The 23,359-nt window shown below is 45.0% G+C and carries 16 protein-coding genes; 8 read left to right on the top strand and 8 right to left on the bottom strand.

Annotated features, from left to right (window positions below):
* Positions 1-147: 147 nt before the first annotated feature.
* From IM496_RS05440 to IM496_RS05430, 3 genes are all read right to left on the bottom strand, one after another.
* Entirely contained in the window at positions 148-612 is a 465-nt protein-coding gene (locus IM496_RS05440; protein WP_066029456.1) for a DNA phosphorothioation-associated protein 4, read from the bottom strand.
* Positions 613-706: 94 nt separating this feature from the next.
* Positions 707-2,299, bottom strand: coding sequence for an ArnT family glycosyltransferase (locus IM496_RS05435; protein ID WP_287661490.1), 1,593 nt, complete (start codon positions 2,297-2,299; stop codon positions 707-709).
* A 543-nt stretch (positions 2,300-2,842) separates the two neighbouring features.
* A complete protein-coding gene (locus IM496_RS05430) occupies positions 2,843-3,961 on the bottom strand; it encodes a peptidylprolyl isomerase (RefSeq protein ID WP_194013659.1) in 1,119 nt (372 codons plus the stop codon).
* 359 nt (positions 3,962-4,320) lie between these two features.
* Here IM496_RS05430 and IM496_RS05425 point away from each other — a divergent pair, with 359 nt between their 5' ends.
* Positions 4,321-5,481, top strand: coding sequence for a 2,3-diketo-5-methylthiopentyl-1-phosphate enolase (locus IM496_RS05425; RefSeq protein ID WP_194013657.1), 1,161 nt, complete (start codon positions 4,321-4,323; stop codon positions 5,479-5,481).
* A gap of 56 nt (positions 5,482-5,537) precedes the next feature.
* Here IM496_RS05425 and serS read toward each other — a convergent pair whose 3' ends face one another.
* A complete protein-coding gene (gene serS, locus IM496_RS05420; RefSeq protein WP_194013655.1) occupies positions 5,538-6,821 on the bottom strand; it encodes a serine--tRNA ligase in 1,284 nt (427 codons plus the stop codon).
* 180 nt (positions 6,822-7,001) lie between these two features.
* Between serS and IM496_RS05415 the strand changes: the two genes are divergently transcribed.
* Both IM496_RS05415 and IM496_RS05410 read left to right on the top strand, forming a co-directional pair.
* Entirely contained in the window at positions 7,002-7,604 is a 603-nt protein-coding gene (locus IM496_RS05415; protein WP_287661488.1) for a M23 family metallopeptidase, read from the top strand.
* Positions 7,605-7,701: 97 nt separating this feature from the next.
* Positions 7,702-8,664: a glycosyltransferase family 9 protein gene (locus IM496_RS05410; RefSeq protein ID WP_194013651.1), complete on the top strand. Its 963-nt coding sequence runs from the start codon at positions 7,702-7,704 to the stop codon at positions 8,662-8,664.
* A gap of 62 nt (positions 8,665-8,726) precedes the next feature.
* On the opposite strand, the gene IM496_RS05405 is transcribed toward IM496_RS05410, so the two are convergent.
* Positions 8,727-9,236 (bottom strand): YceD family protein, encoded by a 510-nt coding sequence (locus IM496_RS05405; protein WP_002737400.1) that lies wholly within the window; start codon positions 9,234-9,236, stop codon positions 8,727-8,729.
* A 415-nt stretch (positions 9,237-9,651) separates the two neighbouring features.
* Here IM496_RS05405 and IM496_RS05400 point away from each other — a divergent pair, with 415 nt between their 5' ends.
* Entirely contained in the window at positions 9,652-10,605 is a 954-nt protein-coding gene (locus IM496_RS05400; RefSeq protein ID WP_287661486.1) for a tetratricopeptide repeat protein, read from the top strand.
* Between the two features lie 14 nt (positions 10,606-10,619).
* Here the strand turns inward: IM496_RS05400 and IM496_RS05395 are convergent, their stop codons facing one another.
* A complete protein-coding gene (locus IM496_RS05395) occupies positions 10,620-13,547 on the bottom strand; it encodes a DEAD/DEAH box helicase (RefSeq protein ID WP_194017892.1) in 2,928 nt (975 codons plus the stop codon).
* Between the two features lie 422 nt (positions 13,548-13,969).
* Between IM496_RS05395 and IM496_RS05390 the strand changes: the two genes are divergently transcribed.
* Both IM496_RS05390 and IM496_RS05385 read left to right on the top strand, forming a co-directional pair.
* On the top strand, positions 13,970-14,752 hold the full coding sequence (locus IM496_RS05390; protein ID WP_287661484.1) for a transporter substrate-binding domain-containing protein: 783 nt from the start codon (positions 13,970-13,972) through the stop codon (positions 14,750-14,752).
* Positions 14,753-15,011: 259 nt separating this feature from the next.
* Positions 15,012-15,548: a tetratricopeptide repeat protein gene (locus tag IM496_RS05385; protein ID WP_002735092.1), complete on the top strand. Its 537-nt coding sequence runs from the start codon at positions 15,012-15,014 to the stop codon at positions 15,546-15,548.
* Positions 15,549-15,603: 55 nt separating this feature from the next.
* Here IM496_RS05385 and IM496_RS05380 read toward each other — a convergent pair whose 3' ends face one another.
* Positions 15,604-17,403, bottom strand: a complete 1,800-nt coding sequence (locus tag IM496_RS05380) for an SLC13 family permease (protein ID WP_287661482.1) — start codon at positions 17,401-17,403, stop codon at positions 15,604-15,606.
* 4 nt (positions 17,404-17,407) lie between these two features.
* Entirely contained in the window at positions 17,408-20,188 is a 2,781-nt protein-coding gene (locus IM496_RS05375) for a cation-translocating P-type ATPase (RefSeq protein WP_287661480.1), read from the bottom strand.
* A gap of 389 nt (positions 20,189-20,577) precedes the next feature.
* On the opposite strand from IM496_RS05375, the gene pds reads away from it, so the two are divergent.
* Entirely contained in the window at positions 20,578-22,008 is a 1,431-nt protein-coding gene (pds, locus tag IM496_RS05370; protein WP_287661478.1) for a 15-cis-phytoene desaturase, read from the top strand.
* A gap of 105 nt (positions 22,009-22,113) precedes the next feature.
* Positions 22,114-23,046, top strand: coding sequence for a 15-cis-phytoene synthase CrtB (gene crtB, locus IM496_RS05365; protein ID WP_194018374.1), 933 nt, complete (start codon positions 22,114-22,116; stop codon positions 23,044-23,046).
* Positions 23,047-23,359 lie beyond the last annotated feature (313 nt).

The following is a 23,359-nucleotide window of genomic DNA, read 5'->3' as shown; positions in this document are numbered from 1 at the left end:
CCATGCCCGGTACTTTTTGATTGACAAAAAGTCTAAAAGTCTTACCCAACAAGGTTTTTAGATTTATTCAGCAAACCCTAAGTAGAGTCTGCTGAAAAAGTTTATTGGTGGGGTTAGGAGTCAGGAGAGTTAGGGATAAGATTTCTACTACAAAAATCTGCCTAAATCGAATTCCGTTGTGGCAGTAATTTCTCGAAAACGTTCTTGACTGATAATTAACAATAATCTTTCAGTATAATCCACCGCACCGCGCAATTCTCGTTCTAATCTTGCTAAACCAGCGTTGGCATATTCCTCGAAAATTGTCACTCGCAAAGCTTCCGAATCTACCCCGTGGGGAGAAAGAATTTTCGTGTCTTGCAATTCATTGACTGCCAATAATTTGATTAGGGTATCGTAGCCACGAGAAATAAAAATTTCCAGGTTAATAGGTGAGGGTTCCTTCGCTACATTTTCTATCGTCACCCTCTCTTGATATCTTACCCCTAAAGCCGCCGCAAAAGCGATGACATCAGCATAGGTTTGAAAGGGTCCAATTCCCTGATTAAAATTAACTAAGGACTGGACAAATTCCCCTTTATCTCTAGCAATACGCACTCGATGAATGGACATATTTATCAAGTAAAAAGTAAAAAGTAAAAAGTTAAAAAGTTTACACAATTCAGAAGATAGAAATCAGGAGTATTGATGAACTAATTGATCTATTTTAAGGATAAGTTTTAATTAGTCCTTTAGCTTGGTAAACATGAAATTGTTCGATGGTGACACCACCGCGCTTGATCGGAATGACAGCTACTTTAGTTATATCTTGGAAATAGGGACGGTAGCGATCGATTATTTCCGGTCTTTCTAGAGAACTATTTGTAGTAATTAATAAACCATTTTTACCGATCCATTCTTGAGGATTAACCCAAATTTGATAACCCCTTTGATCGTTGTTAAAACAGGTGACGGGAATAGGAACTAGGGGATAGAGAGCCATATCTAGCCATGCTGTCACATAAAAACTATGGGTAAAAACGAAGCTAGAATCTTTTAAGAGTGCTAATAATTCGGGCGAATTAGCAAAGCCTTGACGCAGTTGATCGATATCGACAATTTCCCGAGAAGGGTCCTGTTCTGGGGCAATAATTCCCCCAAAGATTGCGTATTGACTAGGTTTTTGGAAAGTGCCAAAAGTAACGTGAAGCATTGCTATAGATAAAACAGTAAAGATAAAAATTCCCGATCCCCATAACCATCTTTTTATCCAGATTCGAGAAGATTGCTGCCAAGTAGCTGCCTTTTCTCCTAATAAAATCGTGCAGGACCAGAACCCGGGTAAAATCCAACTAGGGGCGAGATAATGGGAAGCACCCACATAAAGCATTCCCAGGATTAAAGGCAGAGAAACCGAAAGAATTAACCAGTTTTTGAGGGATTCTTCATCTCGATGAAAAAATCTTTTTTTCGAGAGAAAGTTAGGAATTTGTTCGGCAAAGCTTTTAAATGTCACCCACCACATTGGCAGACCAAAAGGAGGAAACATCGTGGCGATACTAATGCCAATAACCGAGAGAATACCGAGAATATTAAAGGTTTTGGGTTCTCCAGAAAAACGGTCTTCTAAATGAAAGCGAAAGGAAATCCAATCATGGTTAATATTCCAGTAGATAATCGGCAATAAAGTTATCAAAAAAAGAATAAATCCTAATCCCAACCAGGGGGATCTAAATACAGGCCAATAGCGGGGAGTGGTCAGACAAAATAAAACTAAACCAAAGCCCAAAATAAAGCCATGATATTTACTTAAAACCGCCAATCCTACGGCAAGTCCAATATAAGCGAGACGATAGCTAGGATGATAGTTTTTTCCCCGAATTGGCCAGAATTCTTGGGCAGCTAAATAGACTGTTAATGACCAAAAAAAGATTAAAGGACTATCTGGCTGCGAGAGAATCCCGAAGACGATCCCATAGATGGGGATGAGAGTGGCGATCGCTAAAGTCATTCTGGCGACTGGCAGACTGAACAATTTTAAAGCTGTCAGATACAGCAAGCAGAGGCTGCCAGTATAGAGAAGGAGAGTACCGAAGCGAATGGTAAATTGATTGACTAATCCCGTGATCCAAGTCCCAAAACCCGTGGAAATCGCTACTATTGGCGGATGATCGAAATAGCTCCAATCCAGATTATGGCTGTAAACATAATAATAGGCTTCATCGTACCCGGGATAAAGCCCCAGGGCGATGATTGTTCTAAACAGAAGTCCACCGATGAGCAGATAAACGGCAATGCGATCGCTAATTATTTTGGTCAAAATTCTTACCTCATTTCATCGCTAAAACTGATGTTAGAGACGGGAGATTTTTGGGTTTGCCAGATTCGAGACTTGTGCATCTATGGCAAGGTTAGATTTAAATGTGATCTTTAGTTACTATATCACCAACTCTGTCATCTCTTAGCCCTTGGCTATCGGCAAACTCTCCCTAGGCGTTGCTGATTGGGGATATGAATGAGGATTAAGGGAAAGGGGAACTTAGATAAAACTGATGTTAATTAAATAACTTTTGCCCCTATCAAAGCAATAATAATCAGGGCGATAGATTGCGTAATTAATAATCTTAAAGTAGGTAGGTGTTAAAAGTTGTCAGGCACCCCCCTTATCAAGGGTTGATTCATAGTAGGTTGATTCATCAATCAATCTACAAAGCACGACGTTTTGACAAATTTTCAGATATTTATTCCGATGAGAGAATGAAACGACCCTAGGAGTATGGGGGGAAGTACTCAGAATCTGAGCTGCTTCCCCTAGCTTGACTAATCTCTGTGCCTTAACAAAACCCAGTTAAAAACCCCCAACCTAGCTAGGTTGGACGAGATTATTTAAGCCATAAACCACTTTAGCAGTGATAATCTTATCCTGATCGGTAAGTTCTTCTAACACCTCTTTTCCCTGGACTAAATAGCCAAAAACCGAATAACGACCATCCATGAGATTAAACCCCGGAGGAGTTAATTCATTATCGAATTTAAAGAAAAAGAATTGCGAGGAACCTCCGTTAGGATTAGTATCCGGACGCGCTAGGGCTAAGGCACCGAAAGAGTTAAAAGGCAAGGCGAGACTGGGTAAGTAAATCCCTAATTCTTCGAGAGTATTGCCATAAACTGGCTCTTCTTCGCCTTTAATCAAAATTTCTAAGGGAATAGAGCGATATTGCTTAGTTTTCGGGTCAATAAATCCCTCTTCTGCACCGACGGGATCCCCGGTTTGGACAACGAAATTATCTTCGCTGCGAATGAAGGGTAAACCGTCATAAAAACCCCGTTGGACTAAATCCACAAAGTTACCCCCATTAATCGGAGCGCTGTAACCATCCACAACGATGGTTAAATCTCCTTTGGTGGTCTGCATCTCTACGGTGGCACGTCCTCGCAATTGCGGCAAGTTAGCGTATTCCGGGGGAACATTAAAGGGAAAACCCACCACCATTAATTCTTCTAAAGCGGTGATATTATTGAGCAATTCCCGTCTGGTTGACCAAACTGCCTCTTTATCCTTCGCTTCTACGGCCGTATCCAGGGCTGCCACTCCCGTTTTCAATTTTTCGATTAATTCCTCCCCTTGGCTTTTACTTGCTTCGGGAACACTATCTAAGATAGCCTTGCTTTTGGTAGAAAGGGCATAATTGGCATCCTTGACATCTTTTTTAATCGGACTCCAACGTTTGGCCCGCAGATGTTTGGCAATATCTTCGATCGATTGTTGCACTTGACGAATTGGTTTATTATCTATGGGTAAGGCATTGCGTAAAATAGCAGTGGGATCCGTTACCGCGTCACCCTGAGCAAGCACAGCTAAAGCAGGAGCAGTCCCTTTAGCGGTGAACAGACTTAAGATTAAAAGTAGTGCCAAGGCAATACTAGCACCGCTTTTCAAGAAAAATTTGCCCCATTCCCGTAATCTTGTCTTTATTTTCATATTTTGGTCGGTTCCTCAATGGCCATACCTATCCAAAATACTTGTAGGCTTTTAGGGGAACCCTTGTCAATAGCTGAGAAAACCGATCGAAGCCATTATCAGTTATCAGTTATCAGTTATCAGTTATCAGTTCACCCATTACTGTTTACTGAAAAAAGGCTCCCCACCTCCCCACTTCCCCAATTCCCCACCTCCCCACCTCCCCACCTCCCCAATTCCCCACCTCCCCCACCTCCCCACCTCCCCACTTCCCCACTTCCCCACCTCCCCACTTCCCCACCTCCCCCAATTCCCCACCTCCCCACTTCCCCAATTCATAATTTATAATTTATAATTCCCACTCCCTTTTTTTACCTTTTATGACTATAATTGTCGATTATCGCTTTCCTCCCGCTATTAATGCCGAAAAACAGGCAAAAACGATCGCTATCGGTCAAACCGCTGGCACTTGGAGCGATCGCCACAGTCATCGTCAAGAGCAGCTGCAACAACACCTAGGGGAAGTGGTGGGGATCAGGGAGGAAGCAGACGGTTATAAGGTGGCTAGGGTGCGTTTTCCCCAGATAAACGTTGAAAATGACATCGCCAGTCTTTTAACCATGATTTTCGGCAAATATTCCATGGCTGGAGCCGGAAAAGTGGTGGGGGTGTACCTACCCGAAAGCTACGGCACAAAAGCCAAGCTGGGAATCACCGGAATTAGGCAACGTTTGGGGGTTTATGATCGACCTCTAGTCATGGCAATTTTTAAACCCGCTTTAGGACTATCGGCGCAAGATCACGCCGATATCCTGCGAGAAGTGGCTTTTGCTGGCTTAGACGTGATTAAAGATGATGAAATCATGGCGGATCTTCCCGTGGCTCCCACCCACGAGCGCCTAGATTGTTGTCGCCGAGTTTTGGAGGAAGTGCGGCAGCAAACCGGTAGAAATGTTCTCTATGCTGTCAATGTCACTGGAAAAGCGGACGAATTGCAGAGAAAAGCCCGTTTATTGGTGAAACATGGAGCCAATGCCCTGTTATTAAACGTTCTTACCTACGGTTTTTCCGTTTTAGAAGCTTTAGCCAGTGATCCAGCGATCGATGTTCCCATTTTCGCCCATCCTGCCTTTGCTGGAGCGATGTGTGCCGGTAGCGATACGGGATTAGCCTATTCTGTGGTTTTGGGGACGATGATGGCCCACGCAGGAGCCGATGCGGTGCTATATCCCGCCGCTTACGGTAGTTTACCCTTCGATCCCCAGGAGGAGGGCAAAATTCGCGATATTTTGCGCGATAGAAACGTTTTTCCAGTTCCATCGGCCGGTATTCGTCCCGGTATTGTTCCCCAAGTACTTGGGGATTACGGACGTAATGTTATCCTCAATGCGGGAACCGGAATTATGGACCACCCATCGGGACCAGCCAGTGGTGTGAGGGCTTTTTTTGAAGCTTTAGAGAGAATAGAAGCGGGCGGGTCCTTTGATCCGGCCAATTTGCCAGAAGGAGCCTTAAAACAGGCAATTCTAGAGTGGGGTTAAGAGCAACTTTTTCAAAACCACTATAAAGACATTTTGTCAAGCATTTTTATCAAAAATTAACAAATAACTTCCCGTTTTAGATAGGGTTGCAGCACTTCCGGCACTTTTACCGTCCCGTCTGCTTGTTGATAATTTTCTAGGACAGCGGCCATAGTACGACCGATCGCTAATCCCGATCCGTTGAGGGTGTGGACAAAATTAGTGCCTTTTTGCCCTTTTTCTTTAAAGCGAATATTTGCCCGTCGTGCTTGGAAGTCTCTAAAATTAGAACAACTGGAAATTTCCCGATAGGTATTAGCCGAAGGTAGCCACACTTCTAAGTCATAACATTTGGCTGCCGAAAAACCCAAGTCACCGCTACACAATTCAATCACCCGATAGGGCAACTGTAAAGCTTGCAGGATTGCCTCCGCATTAGCGACTAAACTTTCATGTTCCTGAGCAGAAGCGTCAGGATGGACGATTTTGACCATTTCCACCTTATTAAATTGATGCAAACGGATCAAGCCCCTCGTATCCTTGCCATAGCTGCCCGCTTCCCGACGAAAACAAGGGGTATAGGCACAGTGTTTGATCGGTAATTGCTCCGATGAGAGGATTTCATCGCGATAAAGGTTAGTAACGGGTACTTCTGCCGTTGGTGCTAACCAAAGCTCATCATCTCGACATTTAAAGCTTTCTTCCGCAAATTTTGGCAGTTGTCCCGTCCCGCGCAGGGAGTCACTATTAATCAGAATTGGCGGTAAAACTTCTGTATAACCGGCGACAATATGGCGATCGAGCATAAAATTAATTAAAGCTCTTTCTAGGGCTGCCCCGAGGGCGATAAGATTAACAAAACGACTCTGGGCGATCTTTACTGCCCGTTCAAAGTCTAAAATGCCCAATTTTTCCCCAATTTCCCAGTGAGGCAAAATATTCGGGTTGGTGGGTTTATATTCTTCTCCCCAGCGTCTAACTTCCACATTTTCCCGTTCATCCTTACCAATGGGAGTGGTTTCACTGGGTAAATTGGGTAAATCTAAGATTTTTTGGTCAATGGCCGCTTTAATCTCTTTTTCCTGCGGTTCTAATTGAGCTAGTTTACTTTTAATCTCGTTTCCTTCTGTTTTCATTGCCAAAATTTCGGGACTGTTGACATCGCTGCCACTTTTCACTTTTTGTCCCACCAGTTTACCGATTTCGTTCCCCCGGGCCTGTAAACTGCTGCGTTCTAACTCTAAAGCCTTCTGTTGTTGATTTAACTGGAGAATAGGGGCAATATCATAACTCCCTCCCCGACTATCTAAGCGTTTCTGTACTTCCTCTGGATTTTCTCTAATTTGCTTTAGGTCTAACATGGTACGAGTCAGTAAAAAATAAAAAGTAAGTGGGAGAGTCGGGGAATTGGCAGCCTGAGGGGAAATGTTCTCAACCCCTAACCAATGGTCAATAATAACTCAAAACTTAACTAAAATATCGGTTAAAAGCCGCCGGTAAAATTAGCGGTATATTTAATTGTGGTGTCTGGAGTAAGTCTCATGCTAAAGTATCTGCCTGTTAAATTCCTGCGTTTTTTAGCGATTAGCTGTCTTGTCACGTTAATTTCCCTAGGATTTGACCGTTTACACCCCGTTAAAGCTAATCCCACCCTCATGGCTCAAAATGCTTGGGTCGGGGCCTCCTTTCCCGTGGAAAACTTTCAAACCTATACCTCCGGTTTCGGTTATCGTTTCTCTCCCATCGATGGTAGTCAACAATTTCATGCCGGGTTAGATCTGGCCGCACCCTTGGGCAGTTATATTCGCAATTGGTGGACTGGCAGAATCGTCGAATTATCCGATCATACAGGCTGTGGGACGATGATTAAGATGCAATCGGGTCAATGGACGCATATTTATTGTCATCTCATGGGTTCGGTTCAATCCGATAGCCGCGGTACTTTTTTGATTGACATGGAAGGAGGAATCGTCCTTACTCTCGGTCAGGATATACCGGCAGGGGCCCGTATGGCTAGAGTGGGAATGACCGGACGCACCACCGGACCACACCTGCACTGGGGACTGATGTACGGCAATCAATACGTTGACCCCGCTTTGGTTTTAAATGCTATGTACGGATCTAATCCTTCGGGTAATAGTTAAGATAATCTGCTGAGAAAAAACATCGCTGCCCAGATTTAGTGAATAACGAGGGACACTGCTAAAATTAAGCTGACCGATTCAGGTATATCCAGATAAAATGCGAATATTAACCCTTGTACCGGGAGGAATTAGCAATCAACTGCTGTTTTTTCCCACTCTAGAAACCCTCCAGCAAACTTACCCCCAAAGCAGCATCGATGTTTTGGTCGAACCTAGAGCAAAGGCTGCCTATCGTCTCTGTCCCCAGGTTAGGGAAGTGCTTTTATTTGACTATCGAGATCAGTACGGATTAGCGGATTATTTAAATATTTTGGGAGTAATTCGGGACCGGGAGTACGAAATCGCCATTAGTCTCACCAATCGTTCTGCTATCAACCTTTTACTCTGGTTAAATGGTGTTCCCAACCGTATAGGCTATGAAAATAATGGCAGCTGGTTCTTATCGCAACAAGTACCCCAGCCAACGGAAGGCTATCTAGCGGATAATTATCACGCACTGGTCAAAGGTTTAAAGATTGCCGCACCCTGTCCATCTTTAAAAATAACCTTGAATCGCGATGATATCGATTGGGCCGAAATGGAGCAGCAACGCCTCAATATCAAGGATAGCGGCTATATTCTCCTCTACGCCGGCGGTAGCGATCTGAGCATCAGCCAAGGACTGGAAACGCTTTATCCCCTAGAGAGTTGGCTAGAAATTATCCAAGGCATTCGCCATCAACAACCGGAGTTGCCAATTGTCGCAATCCAGGGAGAACTAGATGAAGCTTGGGTTTTAGCCCTCAAAGCCATGGATAATAACTTAAAAGTGTCCAGAACGGGCGATATCGGTAAAATGGCGGCTATGATCGCCGGTGCTAATTTATTATTAGCTACCGAAAGTGTCCCTTTACAGTTAGCCGTGGCCGTGGGAACCTATACCCTCTCTCTGCTGGTTCCTTCGTTGTCTAAGAGAGTTTTACCGAGTGGGGGAGAGCGTCATCGATATATTGAAGCCAATACGGGAAAAGTCGCCGATATTACTCCCGAAACTGTCCTGAAAAAGATTTGGGGCAGGTAAAGAATCGGGTTTCGATCGCTTTTCTCGTGGATCGAAACCCGAAAAAAAATCAGCATCAAAGCTCAATTTTGCGATTGAGATAACTGACTTTTCAAGGATTCTAGGGAGGCCCAACGACCATCGATGGCAGTCTTTTCTGGAAGCAGAAAATCGGGTGGTTGACAATTGGCTCCGCAGAGTTGACGGGGGGGCAAAGTTAGACATAACTGCTCGTATAACCACATTTGCGGGTCAAAATCCCCGTTAGGATCGAGGGTTTCCGAGAGGTCTTCGTAGGCTATTTCTCGCTCTAGAGGATAGGAGCTATCGTAGTCTTTATTTTTGTCTAGCCAGATTAATTCGGAAGTGTTTAATTGCAGACGATGATTATATTGTTGTAAACAGCGATCGCAGGTTAAGGTGACGATGGTTTCTGCTTTCACCGATACTTCCAAAAAATTCCCCCCATGTCTAACCAGCAAGGTTCCCCGCACCGGTGTCAAGGTTTCTAGACCGGGGATAAAATTATCGATGATGATCACTCTTTGTCGATCAGGAGATTTGAGGAGGTGGGGGATAAAAATAGTTTCCATAGATAACTCCTGTATCATTTATCGGGTGTCAACTGCGTTAGCGAGTAACGCCACCATAATTGCTCGGTGACAATCTTTCCTTTATTAGCTTATCGCAGCCCTCGCCTCTAGAGACATAGACCAGTCCTAGACTTTGGGGTGTGGGGTGTGGGGTGTGGGGTGTGGGGTGTGGGGTGTAGGGTGTGGGGTGTTGGGTGTAGGGTGTGGGGTGTGGGGTGTAGGGTGTGGGGTGTGGGGTGTAGGGTGTGGGGAGAACAAAGCGTTCGACAAAAGCTCACGCCGAAGTCTGCCTTTTGCCTCTTGCCTCTTGCCTCTTGCCTTTTGCCTGTCCTAATATGTAGTCTATATTCAACGGATTTAGTTTGACAGGCTGTCTGTTGATCGATCGAGAAAGTTTCCTCAGAATTGGGAGTATATGCACAAAGATACTCCTATGTCAACGGTTTTGAAAAATTTTCTTCCTCGCCTCGGTGGATTGGTTATGGTTGCACTGCTCTGCTCGCTTGTGCTGGGGGGATGGCCTCGGCTGGGAAAAGCGGCTCAATCAGTACATTTATCCTACTGGTTGCGATCGGGAATTGAACAACTAGAGGCGGGTAATTATCAGCAAGCTTTGCAGGATTTCAATCAGTCCCTCGAACAGGAAAATAACTTGGCCCTAGCCTACAGTAATCGCTGTTTAACTGAGATTTATTTACAGGATTATCTCCACGCTTGGCAAGACTGCACCCGCTCTTTACAACAGCAATCCGATAATTATCTAGCCTATTTCCATCGGGGTTTAGCTTTTTATCGTTTGGGAGATTATTCACAGGCGCTGACCGATTATAACCAGACTATCCGGTTAAAACCCACCTATTATCAAGCCTACTATAATCGAGGTTTAGTTCAGGCGGCTAGGAAAAATTATCCCCTTGCCCTAGCCGATTTTAATCAATCCTTGCGTCAAATTACTAACCAGCAACCCGACACTTTAGCCACTATTTATAATGATCGAGGTTTATCTCATTTAGCCCTCCACAATTTTACCTCAGCTAAAGCGGATTTTAATCAAGCTCTCCGGTTAAATAAAAACAACGCCTCAGCCTACTATAATCTAGCTTGTACCGCTCACCAATTAGGTGAATACGAACGCTCGATCGCCGATTTAAATCGAGCGATTGCCATTGATCCTTTTTATGCCGATGCTTATATTAGAAGGGGATTACTGCGGCATCAATTGGGTTATTATCAATCAGCTTTAGCGGATTTAAATCAAGGAGCAAATCACCTCTATCATCAGGGATTGCACCACAATTATCAGCAAATCCTCGCCCTAATCGAGCAGATCCACCAACAGTTACTTTCCCTACCATCTCCCATTGTTTAGAATAGCGATCAATATTACAAAGGAAAACGCTTCATGGCTGTGACGGCGAGACGGGCATTATCTTTAAGGACTTGGGAAACCCGGGGAATTTGGGGAATTTGCCAGAGAACATCGACGGTGCGCCGTAATAATCGCACTAGATCTCCCTCATCGAGACTGGTATTTTCGCACAATTCTGGCCAGGATGTCCCCTGGGCCCAACGGGAGGCAATCCCCATCAGTTGGGTTTCTAACCAGACAGGAATAGTGATATCGTAGCGAGATTGAGCTTGATAGAGTAAACGGCGAACTTCTCGCAAACCGGGGGAATTTCCCTCTCCTTGTCGCAAAATATCGATAACTTCTGGCACAGGCGGGTAATTGCACCAAGTATCGGGGCGAGGGGGTTCCGTAATCATAGCGCTGATGGCGGCGGCTAGTTGGCTAGGCGTCAATCTGTCCAAATCTCCGGACATCATCGCTAATCCTAACCAGAGTTCATTTTCCCCGCGAATAGTGGCCGCCGCTTCTCCGAGGGGAGTGGGCAAATAACCCTCTAAAGCTTGGAATTCTCGCAAAATCTCGATTAGATTCAGAAATTCTTCCCAGTAGTAGGATTTACGCGATTGTTGTTTTTGGTATTTAATCTGGGTCTTGTGTAACTTATCGCGAGCAATCTCTCGATCGTAGTATAATTTCATCAATCGCCCCGGATTTTTGCGTTTTTGCAGGGGATGAGCGGCAATTTGACTATTGACAATTTCAATTTTTTGTGATTGTGTTGCCAGTTCCGCCACTGGTGGGATGCCCTGCACTTGTTGGGGGATTAAATCGGCGATCGCCTGAGTATTTTCCTCACCCTTGCGCCAACCCCCTAGGGAAACAGCTTCTAGGGAAGGGGGTATCAGTTCGCCTAATGCCGCAGGAGTGATAAAACCTCGATCAATCTCGCTAATATCGGCATAGGCGGCTAAATACCAGCGATTATCACTGCCTAAACAAACAAGAGTTCGCACTTGACCGGCTCCGTGCAGGGTATTGACAAAGATAGCGGGGACGGGGACGGGAACCTTAATATGTTTGCCCTTGAGATGGAGGATGGTTCCGACGGGAATATTCGGCAATTTTAGATGTATTTCCTGTCTTTTCTGGGCTTCTGACTGACTAGCGAGGATTTTATACAGTCTTTCTTCTTCCCGCAGTCTTTCCCGTAGCTTTTCGTAACTAAAGACCTGCTCCCGCTCGATCCCGGCTAATTCCATATCCAACTTAGCTAATTCGGTGGTTAAGGCGGTAATCTGTTGTCGTTCGGGGCTTAACTTCAAACGAGCGAGATATTCGGCGAAACTGCGCTCTAAGAGGTCTTTGGTCTCCTCTAGACTGTGTTTTTGCAGGAGATTTAAGACCATGCCGTAACTGGGCGCAAAACAGCTTTGCAGGGGTTCCGGTTGAGCGGTGGCCAGAAAAGCCGCTTCTTTTGCCCCTTCAAAGGGCGTTTGTACTGTCACCACATGGCCCACCGCGTCCATTCCCCGGCGACCGGCCCGGCCGGCAATCTGGACAAATTCTGAGGGAGTCAGCATACTGTGGCCATCATCGGTGCGTTTGGAGAGGGCCGAGATAACGGTGGTACGAGCGGGCATATTAATCCCGGCCGAGAGGGTAGCGGTGGCAAAAACCACCTTAATTAAACCAGCTTCAAAGAGTTGTTCGACTAATTCTTTCCAGAGGGGTAAAATCCCGGCATGGTGAACACCACAGCCCCGGGTGAGGGGTTCCACTTGGTCAGCGCGCACCAATTGGGAAGCACTAGCCAGGAATTCAAACAGTTGGTTTTTCGTCTCGGGGTCGGCGGTTAAGAGGCTGAGGAGTTGATCTTTAGACTGGGGGTTATTAGCGAAAAAAGCCAGTAATTTCTGGTGTAGAGGCGGATTTTCGACGGCAAAGAAGGAAAGGGCGAGTTCTTGCAGATTGGGATTATCTTCCAGGAAGAAAATGAGTAAACGGTAGTAAATGGCTCTAGCTTCTTCTGGATTAACGAGATTGAGGTTTTTTAGCTCTCGAATCGCCTGATCGCAACCTTTACGGCTGAAAATGACGTAAATGGCTGGGAGCATATCCTTGTCCCGCAGCGTGGTGACAATCGAGGCGATGGTGGGACAATCTTCTCGTTTTAAGCGTCGGGGTTTGCCGTGGCCGACTTTTGAGTGTAGTTTCGGGTTAACTTTGCTCTGTTTTGGGTCGAGCAGCGGGAATAATCCCTCTTTATTGGCGAAATAAAAGCGCAGGGGGACGGGGCGAAAATCGGAGTTAATTAGCTCGCAGCTGGAGGTCTGTTTATTGTCGCTGGGTTGGCGCAGTTGCCGCACCCAGTTAATCCAGTCGGTGAGTTCCCCCGGGTTGCCGATGGTGGCGGAGAGGGCGACTAATTGGATACTAGGGGGACAGTAGATAATTGATTCTTCCCAAACGGTGCCGCGACCTCGATCGCTGATATAGTGACATTCATCGAGAACTAGGGTTTCCACGTTTTCTAGGGAAGTGCCTACCTCACCGATGGGGGTTTGGTAGAGCATATTGCGAAAAATTTCTGTAGTCATGACTACAATTAACGCGGAGGGATTAATCACCACATCGCCGGTAATCAATCCCACTTCCGCAAAGAGCAGCGGGGAATCCTCATCGCCATCGGTGGGGGTACGACCGAATTTTTCTTGAAAATCCCGGAATTTTTGGTTAGAAAGAGCTTTCAGGGGAGTGGTGTAGAAAACCCGTTTGCCCCTTTCGAGGGCGCGATAGATGGCGTATTCTCCGATTAAGGTTTTGCCGGAACCGGTGGGAGCGCAGACAACCACTGATTTACCGGCAGCGAGGGCAGCGATCGCCGATTGCTGGAAGTCGTCGAGTTTAAAGGGAAAAATGGTTTTCAGATCCAAAGAAGTAGGGTTGAGGGACTCTTTCACGTCAAGTCTAAGAGGAGAAATTTTTTTAATTGCGGCTATTCTGGCTGGCTTTTTTTATTCTAGTCGAAAAAAGCAGACTTCTAGAAACTAGAGGCGGATTGACCTTTACAATGGTTATAATGAATGACTTTTTTTCTATCACCACTAGCTCGCCATGGCATTAAAGCACCTGCCCAGATTGGGTAACAAATCATTGCCCCTGTTGGTTATATCAATTATTTTAGGCTATTTGGGCAATTATTTTTACCTGCATTTATTTTTGAGACTAGATTTTCTTTTTGGCAGTAGTTTTGCTTTGATCTCGGTTTCGCAACATTTAGCCCTCAAGATAATAATCTAGAAGCGGTGATCGAGCGGGCTAATCATGCCATGTTTGCCGCTAAAAATCAAGGTAGGAATCGAGTTAGTTTAGGTAAAACAGTATGAAAAATTTGTTATTGATTCTTGGTTTTTTGCTCTTGGGTGTAGCCCCAAGTTTTAGTGCCGATCTCGATACAATTATACGCCGGGGAAAATTAATTGTCGCTGTCAAAAATAATCTCCCTCCCCTCGCTTTCCTTGATTCTCAGGGCAATCTGCAAGGATTGGAAATCGACATCGCTAAACGTCTAGCGGCAGAAATTCTCGGTTCTGACAGTGCTATTATTCTCAAACCCGTTAGTAATCAAGAACGTTTACAGGTGGTTATTGATGATCGGGTGGATTTGGCGATCGCTCGTGTGGCGATTACTCCTGCACGTCAGCGCTTAGTGGATTTTAGCCCCTTTTATTACCTCGATAGCAGCGGTTTTGTGACGAAAAACCCACAATTGCAGCGTTTAGAAGACTTAGCTAACTCTAGAATCGCTGTACTTAACGGATCGACGACAATCGCCCTTGTGCGTTCCAATTTGCCTAACGCTATCCTGCGCGGGGTTGCTTCCTATCAAGAAGCTTTAAATTTACTGGAAACCGGGGAAATAGACGCTTTTGCGGCTGATAATAGCCTTTTAACTGGTTGGGTGCAGCAATTACCCAATTATCGTCAATTACCGATCGAGTTAGGGGCGATCGCTCTGGGAGTCGTTCTCCCTAAAGGTTTACAGTACCAAAGTCTCCGAGAACGCGTCAACCAAGCGATCGATCGGCTAGAATCTACCGGCTGGTTAGCAGAACGGGTGAACTATTGGGGTTTACCCCTGAGAATTCGGGAAATGGGAAGATAGGGTGATGGGGTGTGGGGTGTGGGGAGAGGGAAGTCGGGTGTGGGGTGTGGGGTGTGGGGTGTGGGGTGTGGGGAGGGGGAAGTGGGGAGGGGGGAGAAGGGAGTTTTTTGCTGTGAACAGTGAACAGTGAACGGAAAACTCACATCTGATAACTGATCACTGATAACTGATAACTGATAACTGATAACTGATAACTGACTAAATCCTGCTATAATCTGAGGGAATAAGTATAAAAATATTAATTGCTCGATCGCTAATTATGGAAGATACCCTGCCGCTTATTTACGTTTCTGGATTGCTAATTTTCGTGATTGGTTTAGGAATTTTTGTCATCGTGCAAATCTTTAAAACCCGTCGAGTAGAAGGAACCTTTAACAAGCTACAAAAGAAATTGCAAAAAGAAAAAGGTACAGCTAAAGAATACTATGAATTAGGGAGTCTGTATCTCGATAAAAAACTCTATGTTCAAGCTTTGAGTTTACTACAAAAGGCTTTAAAAATCTCTGAGGAAGAAAGTATCGAACCAGAAAATCAAGCCCTAATCTATAATGCGATCGGTTTTTCCTATTTTGCCCAAGAACAATTAGAATTAGCGATTCGTAACTACAAAGAGGCAATTAAACTTTATCCTCAATACTCGATCGCTCTTAATAATCTTGGCAATGTTTACGAAAAGAAACAAATGGCAAAAAAAGCTCTCGAAACCTACGAAGAAACTCTCAAATTTGATCCTAATAATACCGTGGCGAAAAAGCGCACCGAATCCCTGCGTAAACGCTTCGCTGAATCGAAATAGTTTTGACTACTGATCAAATTCTTTTTAGAGATCGAAGAATCTTCGATCTCTTTGTTTATTTCAAGCCATAAAACAAGACAATTAAACTAGGGGTTAAAATCGTCAAAATTAAATTTAGGGGCGCACCCAAACGGGTAAAATCGAGGAATTTATAGCCCCCGGGGGCATAAACCATAGTATTAGTTTGATAGCCAATCGGTGTTAGATAACTATTAGAAGCAGCAAAGGTGACAGCATACATAAAAGCCAAAGGATTTAAACCCAAAGTTTTCGCCACTTCCACGGCGACGGGAATCATTAACACCACGGCAGCATTATTGGAGAGGATTTCAGTTAAAAATGAGGTAATTAGATAGAAGAAAACTAAGATCCAAAACCCCGAAAGATGTCCGCCGATAGCCACTAAATTATCTGCTAACCATTTAGTCGTTCCTGAGTTATCCATGGCAGTACCCAGGGGAATTAAACCCGCTAATAAAAAGATAATATCCCAACGAATGGAACCATAGACTTCCCCCGGTTTTAGACAGCCAGTAATTACCATTAAAACCACCCCAACTAAACTGGTGACGAGAATTGGTTGAATATCAAAAGCGGCAATAATAATCACCAACAAAGTAATCATTAAAGCAATAATTCCCTTATCCTTTCGGAGGGATTCGATGTCTTTCTCTTCTAAGACTAATAATTCTCGCGTGGTTTGTAACCCAATAAAACTCTGTTTTGGTCCCTGAACTAAGAGCAAATCGCCAAACTTTAAAGGAATTTTTCCTAATCTTCCTTGCAGTAATTCCGAACCACGCCGAATCGCCAAAACCGTGGCGTTATAACGCTGACGAAATTTCAAATCTTTTAAAGTTGTCCCAATTAAACGGGAATTAGAGAGAATCAAAACCTCGGCTAATTTTTCCTCACCTGTAGTAATTACCGATTCAATATCTCCTTGGTGAAATTTGACATCGGCAAAGATTTCTAAACCCCGTTCATCTTTAATCTTTAATAATTCTTCCCGACTACTGTGAACGATTAAAATATCGCCAGCATTGAGAACTTTATCGGCTAAAGGTTGGGATAAATGTACCTTATTTCTGATTAATTCCAACACATCAAAATCGAACTTTCTTTGTAGTCCACTTTGAGATAAAGTTTGACCGATAAGATTAGAACGAGGGCTAATAATTACCTCACTCAGATATACTTTAGAACCATAATCATCGTCTAAAAATTCCCCCGTGGAAGATTTGCGATCGGGTAGTAATTTTGGGGCAAAAATTGTTAAATAAATCAAACCTGCTAAAAAAGTTACTACTCCTAAAGCAGTGAATTGAAATAAGCTAAATTCCCCATAACCCAGCTTGGCAGAAATACCACTAGCGAGAATGTTTGTAGAAGTTCCCACCACGGTAATCATCCCCGCTAAAACTGTGGCGTAGGAAAGGGGAATTAATAACTTAGAAGGGGAAATTTTTTGTTTTTTACACCACTCTTCAACGATGGGTAAAAAGATCGCCACCACTGCCGTGTTATTAATAAAAGCACTAATCGGCCCCACCAATGCCCCTAGTACAAATACCTGTTGGTGGGGATTTTTACCCCCCCAAACCAACAAGCGATCGCGAATTACTTGAATCACTCCCGTGCGGGTAATTCCAGCACTAAGTACAAACATCGCCATCACCGTCACCGTGGCAGAATTACTAAATCCGGCGATACCTTCTTCAGGAGTAACTAAACCCAAAAGAATCAGGACAATCGCCACACATAAAGCGGTTAAATCTACCGGTAGCCATTCCGCCACGAAAGCGACTAAAGCAACGACTAAAACCGTTAAAGTCAGAATAATTGGTGTTGGCATTGATTTATTTTTTCGTCATGAACCAGCGAATAAATAACTTCTCCAACTCGATCCAAACAAACATTAAGGCACTAAATCCAAAACAGATTAATAATTCCGTGCCACTAATCCATTGAGTGCCGAAGAAGCTTTGTAGGGGAGGAGCATAAATTAACAACAATTGTAGGATCGTTGTCAAGCCCACGGCAGCAATAATGTAAGGATTAGAGAAGGGATTCATTTGCACAGCTAACTGGGTATGGGAACGCACCGCTAAAGCATGACCCATTTGTGCTAAACAGAGGGTAGTAAATACCATGGTTTTCCAGCGTCCAGGATCTCCGATTTCGGGGGTTGCCTGAGTATATTGGTAAGCCCAAGCCATCATAATAATGGTCAGAATCGCAAACACCACACCGATGCGAATCATATACCAACCCAAACCGCGGGCGAAAATGCTTTCCCGGGGGCTAAAAGGTGGACGTTTCATCACATTAGGTTCAGCGGGTTCCATTGCCAGAGCCAGAGCCGGTAAACCGTCGGTGACAAGGTTCATCCAGAGGATTTGCAAGGGAGAAAGGGGTACACCGCCTAAACCGAGCAGAGGAGCCGCCGCAATCGTTAAAACCTCGCCAATATTACTGCCGAGAATGTATTTAATAAAGCGCCGAATGTTACTGTAAACCACGCGCCCCTCTTCGGTGGCAGCGACGATGGTGGCAAAATTATCATCCAGCAAAATCATATCACTGGCTTCTTTGCTGACATCGGTTCCCGTAATGCCCATGGCGATGCCGATATCCGCTTGTTTTAGTGCCGGAGCATCGTTCACCCCGTCCCCCGTCATGGCGACAAATTTGCCCCGTTTTTGCAAAGCTTGGACGATTCTCAGCTTATGTTCGGGAGAAACGCGAGCATAGACGCTAACACCATCTACCTCTCCCTCTAGGTCATTCTGAGACATTTTTTCTAATTCTTTACCCGTGATCACTCGCTCTCCGGGGGCGGCAATGCCCAATTCACTGGCGATCGCCTTGGCCGTTAATTGGTGATCTCCGGTAATCATAATCGGACGAATTCCCGCTTGACGACAGAGAGCAACCGCTTCTTTAACTTCTTTGCGGGGTGCATCGAGCATTCCCACCAATCCCAACCAAACCAAGGATTGTTCCTCACTATCTTCTCTTTCCGCTTCTGGCACTTCTGTCATCGGTTTATAGGAAAAACCTAAGACTCGTAGGCCATTACCCGCCATTTCGTCATTTTGTGCCAAAATACGGCTTCTTTGTTCAGCTGTTAAGGGTTGACTTTCCGCCCCAACTTGGATCAGAGAACAACGTTCGAGAATTAATTCTGGTGAGCCTTTGGTAAACATTAAATAGGCAGAATCCCCCAAACCTAACTGGGCATTCTCACAGATTACTGACATTCTCTTTCTTTCGGAAGAAAAGGGAAATTCGCCTAAACGAGGGCTTGTGGGTGCTAATGCTTCCCGATATAGTCCTCCTTTACCCGCTAACGTCAGTAAAGCTCCTTCGGTGGGATCGCCTAAAATTAACCATTCTTGCGCTTTATTTTGCAAAAGTGCATCATTACACAGCACACAAGCCGTTAAAATTGCCTGTAGTTCGGGATCACTTTCACTAACACCATTAAACTCACCGATAGGCGCGTAACCTTCCCCCGTGACAGTAATTGTCTGCTCGGAAGTATTAACTTTCTGCACCACCATTTTATTTTGAGTTAAAGTTCCGGTTTTATCGGAGCAAATCGTCGTTACAGAGCCTAAAGTTTCCACTGCCGGCAATTTACGGATTAAAGCTTGTCTTCTCACCATTCTTTGGGTTCCAATTGCCAATGTCACCGTTACCACTGCCGGTAAACCTTCGGGAACAACGGCCACAGCCATACTGAGGGAAGTTTCGAGGAATGATTCAAAAAACTGCCAACCAAAGCGAATTACGCCCCCAAGCACGACTAGAGCCACTAAAGCTAGGGAACTACTCACTAAAACGTTACCTAACTGCGACATTCGCTGCTGTAGGGGAGTTGGTTCACTTTCTACTCCTTGCAACATGGCGGCAATTTTACCGATTTCCGTATCCATTCCCGTCTTGGTAATCGCCACTTTCCCCCGCCCCTGTACTACTTCTGTACCCTGATAGACGAGGTTAATGCGATCGCCCAAAGAGGCATCCTCCGGTAAAACCTTCTGTGCTTGTTTATTCACCGATTCCGCTTCACCCGTTAAGGCAGCTTCCCGGATTTGCAGGTTTTGTGCCTCTAATAATCTGCCATCGGCGGCAATTTGTACCCCCGCTTCCAGCAACATGATATCCCCGGGGACAAGTTCCTTGGCCGCCACTTCAAAGGTGCTACCATTACGAATAACCCGGACTTTCGGCGAGGATAACTGCTTAAGGGCGGCTAAAGCCTTTTCTGCCCGACTTTCCTGTAAATATCCTAAAATACCGTTTAAAATAACAATTGTAAAAATAGCGATCGCATCTTTGGGAAATTCCCCTTTTTTCAGATCCAAAACCGCCGAAACCACCGCCACGGCAATCAGCATCACTAACATAATGTTAGTAAACTGTTCCCAGAGAATCATTAACGGGCTACGTCCCCCCGTTTCTTTTAGTTCATTTAAACCGAAAATATCTTTTCTTTTAACAATTTCGTCCTCAATTAAGCCGGTTTCCCCATTGGTTCTCAGGATTTCGAGGGTTTGTTCCCCAGTTAAATTATGCCAAGCACGATTATTCTCTATTTCCGAGACTTGAGGTGACGTAGTGGGAAAAGTCATAGCGATCGATTGAAGAGGGTGTACGCGTGAACTAAAAAGGTAAGCGAATTAAGCTAATTACATATCACAATATCAGTTATCAGGGAGCATTGGGGAGAGGGAAGTGGGGTAGTGGGGAAGTGGGGAAGTGAGGTAGTGGGGTAGTGGGGTGTAGGGAAATGGGGAGACCACTTCGTGCGCGTTGCGGGGGGGGGAGTGGGGAGATGGGGAAGCTATCTCATCACCCTATCACCCCAAAACCCTATAACCCTATAACCCCATAACCCTATCACCTGTCTCCTGTCTCGGAGTCTCCTGACTTCTCGACAATCTGAAAAAAAATGTAACGAAATGTGAAGTATAATAGCGAATGTGATAAAGACAAGACATTAGAGAGTAGATAGGAAACGATGCGAGTTGCGATCGCTGGTGCGGGACTAGCCGGATTATCTTGTGCGAAATACCTTGTCGATGCGGGACATACGCCCATCGTACTGGAACGTCGCGATGTATTAGGGGGAAAAATTGCCGCTTGGAAAGATGCCGATGGGGACTGGTACGAAACCGGTTTACATATCTTCTTTGGCGCTTATCCCAATATGCTGCAATTATTCAAGGAATTAGGCATAGAGGATCGCCTACAGTGGAAAGAACACTCGATGATCTTCAATCAGCCGGAAAAACCGGGGACTTATTCGCGGTTTGACTTCCCTGATATTCCCGCCCCAATTAACGGTATTGTTGCCATTCTTCGCAATAATGATATGTTAACTTGGGAGGAAAAAATTAAATTTGGACTCGGTTTACTCCCTGCCATTGTTAAAGGACAAAGTTACGTCGAGGAGATGGATAAATATTCTTGGTCAGAATGGCTAGAGAAACAAAACATCCCTCCTAGGATAGAAAAAGAAGTGTTTATCGCTATGTCGAAAGCCCTAAACTTTATCGATCCTAACGAGATTTCCGCCACGATTCTACTAACAGCCCTCAACCGCTTTTTACAGGAGAAAAACGGCTCAAAAATGGCTTTTCTCGACGGTTCACCCCCGGAAAGACTCTGCCAACCTTTAGTCGATTACATCACCGCTAGAGGCGGCGAAGTGCGCTTAAACGCCCCCTTAAAAGAGATTCTGTTAAATGGAGATGGCACAGTTAAAGCCTTCTTAATGCGTGGTTTAGACGGTGGGGAAGATTATCTTTTTGAAGCCGATCTTTATGTATCTGCGATGCCTGTAGATCCTTTAAAAGTTTTACTGCCTAAACCTTGGCAAGAAGATAAATTCTTTCAAAAATTAGAAGGATTAGAAGGGGTTCCCGTCATTAATTTACACCTTTGGTTTGATCGCAAACTAACCGACATCGATCATTTATTATTCTCCCGTTCCCCTTTACTCAGTGTTTATGCTGACATGAGCAACACCTGTAAAGAATACGCTAACCCCGATCGCTCGATGTTAGAATTAGTTCTCGCTCCTGCTCAGGATTGGATTAGCAAATCCGATGACGAAATTATCGCCGCCACGATGAAAGAACTAGAAAAACTCTTTCCCCAACATTTTACTGGCGATAATCCCAGTCAATTGTTAAAATACCATCTGGTGAAAACTCCTCGATCGGTTTATAAAGCCACCCCTGGCCGACAAGGTTATCGACCTTCTCAGAAAACTCCGATCGAGAATTTTTATCTCGCTGGTGACTATACCATGCAAAAATATTTAGGAAGCATGGAAGGAGCGGTTTTATCGGGGAAATTAGCGGCGGCAGTGATCAGCAAAGATCACCCCGCAGCACCCCTAAACCCGAATAAAACCCAATCCACACCAGTGTCCAGCGCTCGTTAATTCTCTGGCTAGGGACTAATGACGAAAATGGCCTTGAGTGAGACAATGCTATATCATTAGCCACAGTTCGCCGTTAATCTAAGTCAATCATTCCGCCCCAGCAGAATGCTCCAATTGCCAAAACCGACCCACCCCACCAAACCCCTCGTCTCCCTTGCGGAGTCCTACGAACTCTGTCGCCGGATTACAGAGAAGTATTCCAAAACGTTTTATCTCGGTACTCTCCTGATGCCGAAAGCAAAACGTCAAGCGATCTGGGCAATTTATGTCTGGTGTCGTCGTACCGATGAACTGGTCGATGGACCCCAAGCCCGGTTAACTACCCCTGAAACCCTCGATTTATGGGAAAAACAGCTAGAAACCGTCTTTTCTGGGGTTGCCCTTGAGGATGCCGATGTCGCTCTCGTGGATACTCTAGAAAAGTTCCCCATGGATATCCAACCCTTTCGGGACATGATCGCCGGGCAACAGATGGATCTCTATCGCAGTCGTTATCAAACCTTTGATGAACTAAAACTGTACTGCTATCGGGTGGCGGGAACGGTGGGGTTAATGTCCAGCGCGGTGTTAGGATTGGAAGACGGCGATCGCTCGGCTCCTTGGCGACGCAATCAAAGCGTCTATATTCCCCAAGAAGAAGCGATCGATCTCGGTATTGCCAATCAATTAACCAATATTTTGCGGGATGTGGGGGAAGATGTCCATCGTGGGCGGATTTATCTGCCTTTAGAGGATTTAGATCGTTTTAACTACAGCGAAGATGATTTACTCAAAGGGGTTAATGATGACCGTTGGAAGGGGTTAATGCGCTTCCAAATTGAGCGGGCCCGTTATTACTACGATTCCGCCGAAAGGGGGATTCGCGCCCTTAATCCCGATTCCCGTTGGCCGGTTTGGGCGGCTTTACTGCTTTATCAAGGCATTTTAGACGTAATTGAAGCAAATAATTACGATGTCTTCGCCCGTCGTGCCTTCGTGCCTTTAGCCAAGAAAATGCTCTATTTACCCGTGGCTTGGCTGCGATCGCAAGCCTTATAAAAATGCGACGGGTTTTGTCGCTTACCGACTCCACCCGTTGAGTCTTACCTAGGGTTTGCGGCAAAAAGTTTTTCGTGGGGGCAGGGTGTGGGGTGTGGGGTGTGGGGTGTAGGGTTTTACCGATTTTGAGGGGGTCAATTACCCAATTTTCAGGGAAAAAGTCCCTGAATTCTCCCCCCGATCACTCCCATATCTGGTACTTTTCGATTTCCCAAAAGTCTAAAAGTCTTACCCAACAAGGTTTTTAGATTTATTCAGCCAACCCTAACTATTAAGTTTTCCCAATTCAGCTGCTTAACTTGGGTTTGGTTTT

It is taken from the genome of Microcystis sp. M049S2 (assembly GCF_020245625.1).
Taxonomy (GTDB): Bacteria; Cyanobacteriota; Cyanobacteriia; order Cyanobacteriales; family Microcystaceae; genus Microcystis; species Microcystis ichthyoblabe_A.
The sequence above is the reverse complement of the archived record's forward strand: the minus strand, read 5'-3'. Positions and strand labels throughout refer to the sequence as shown.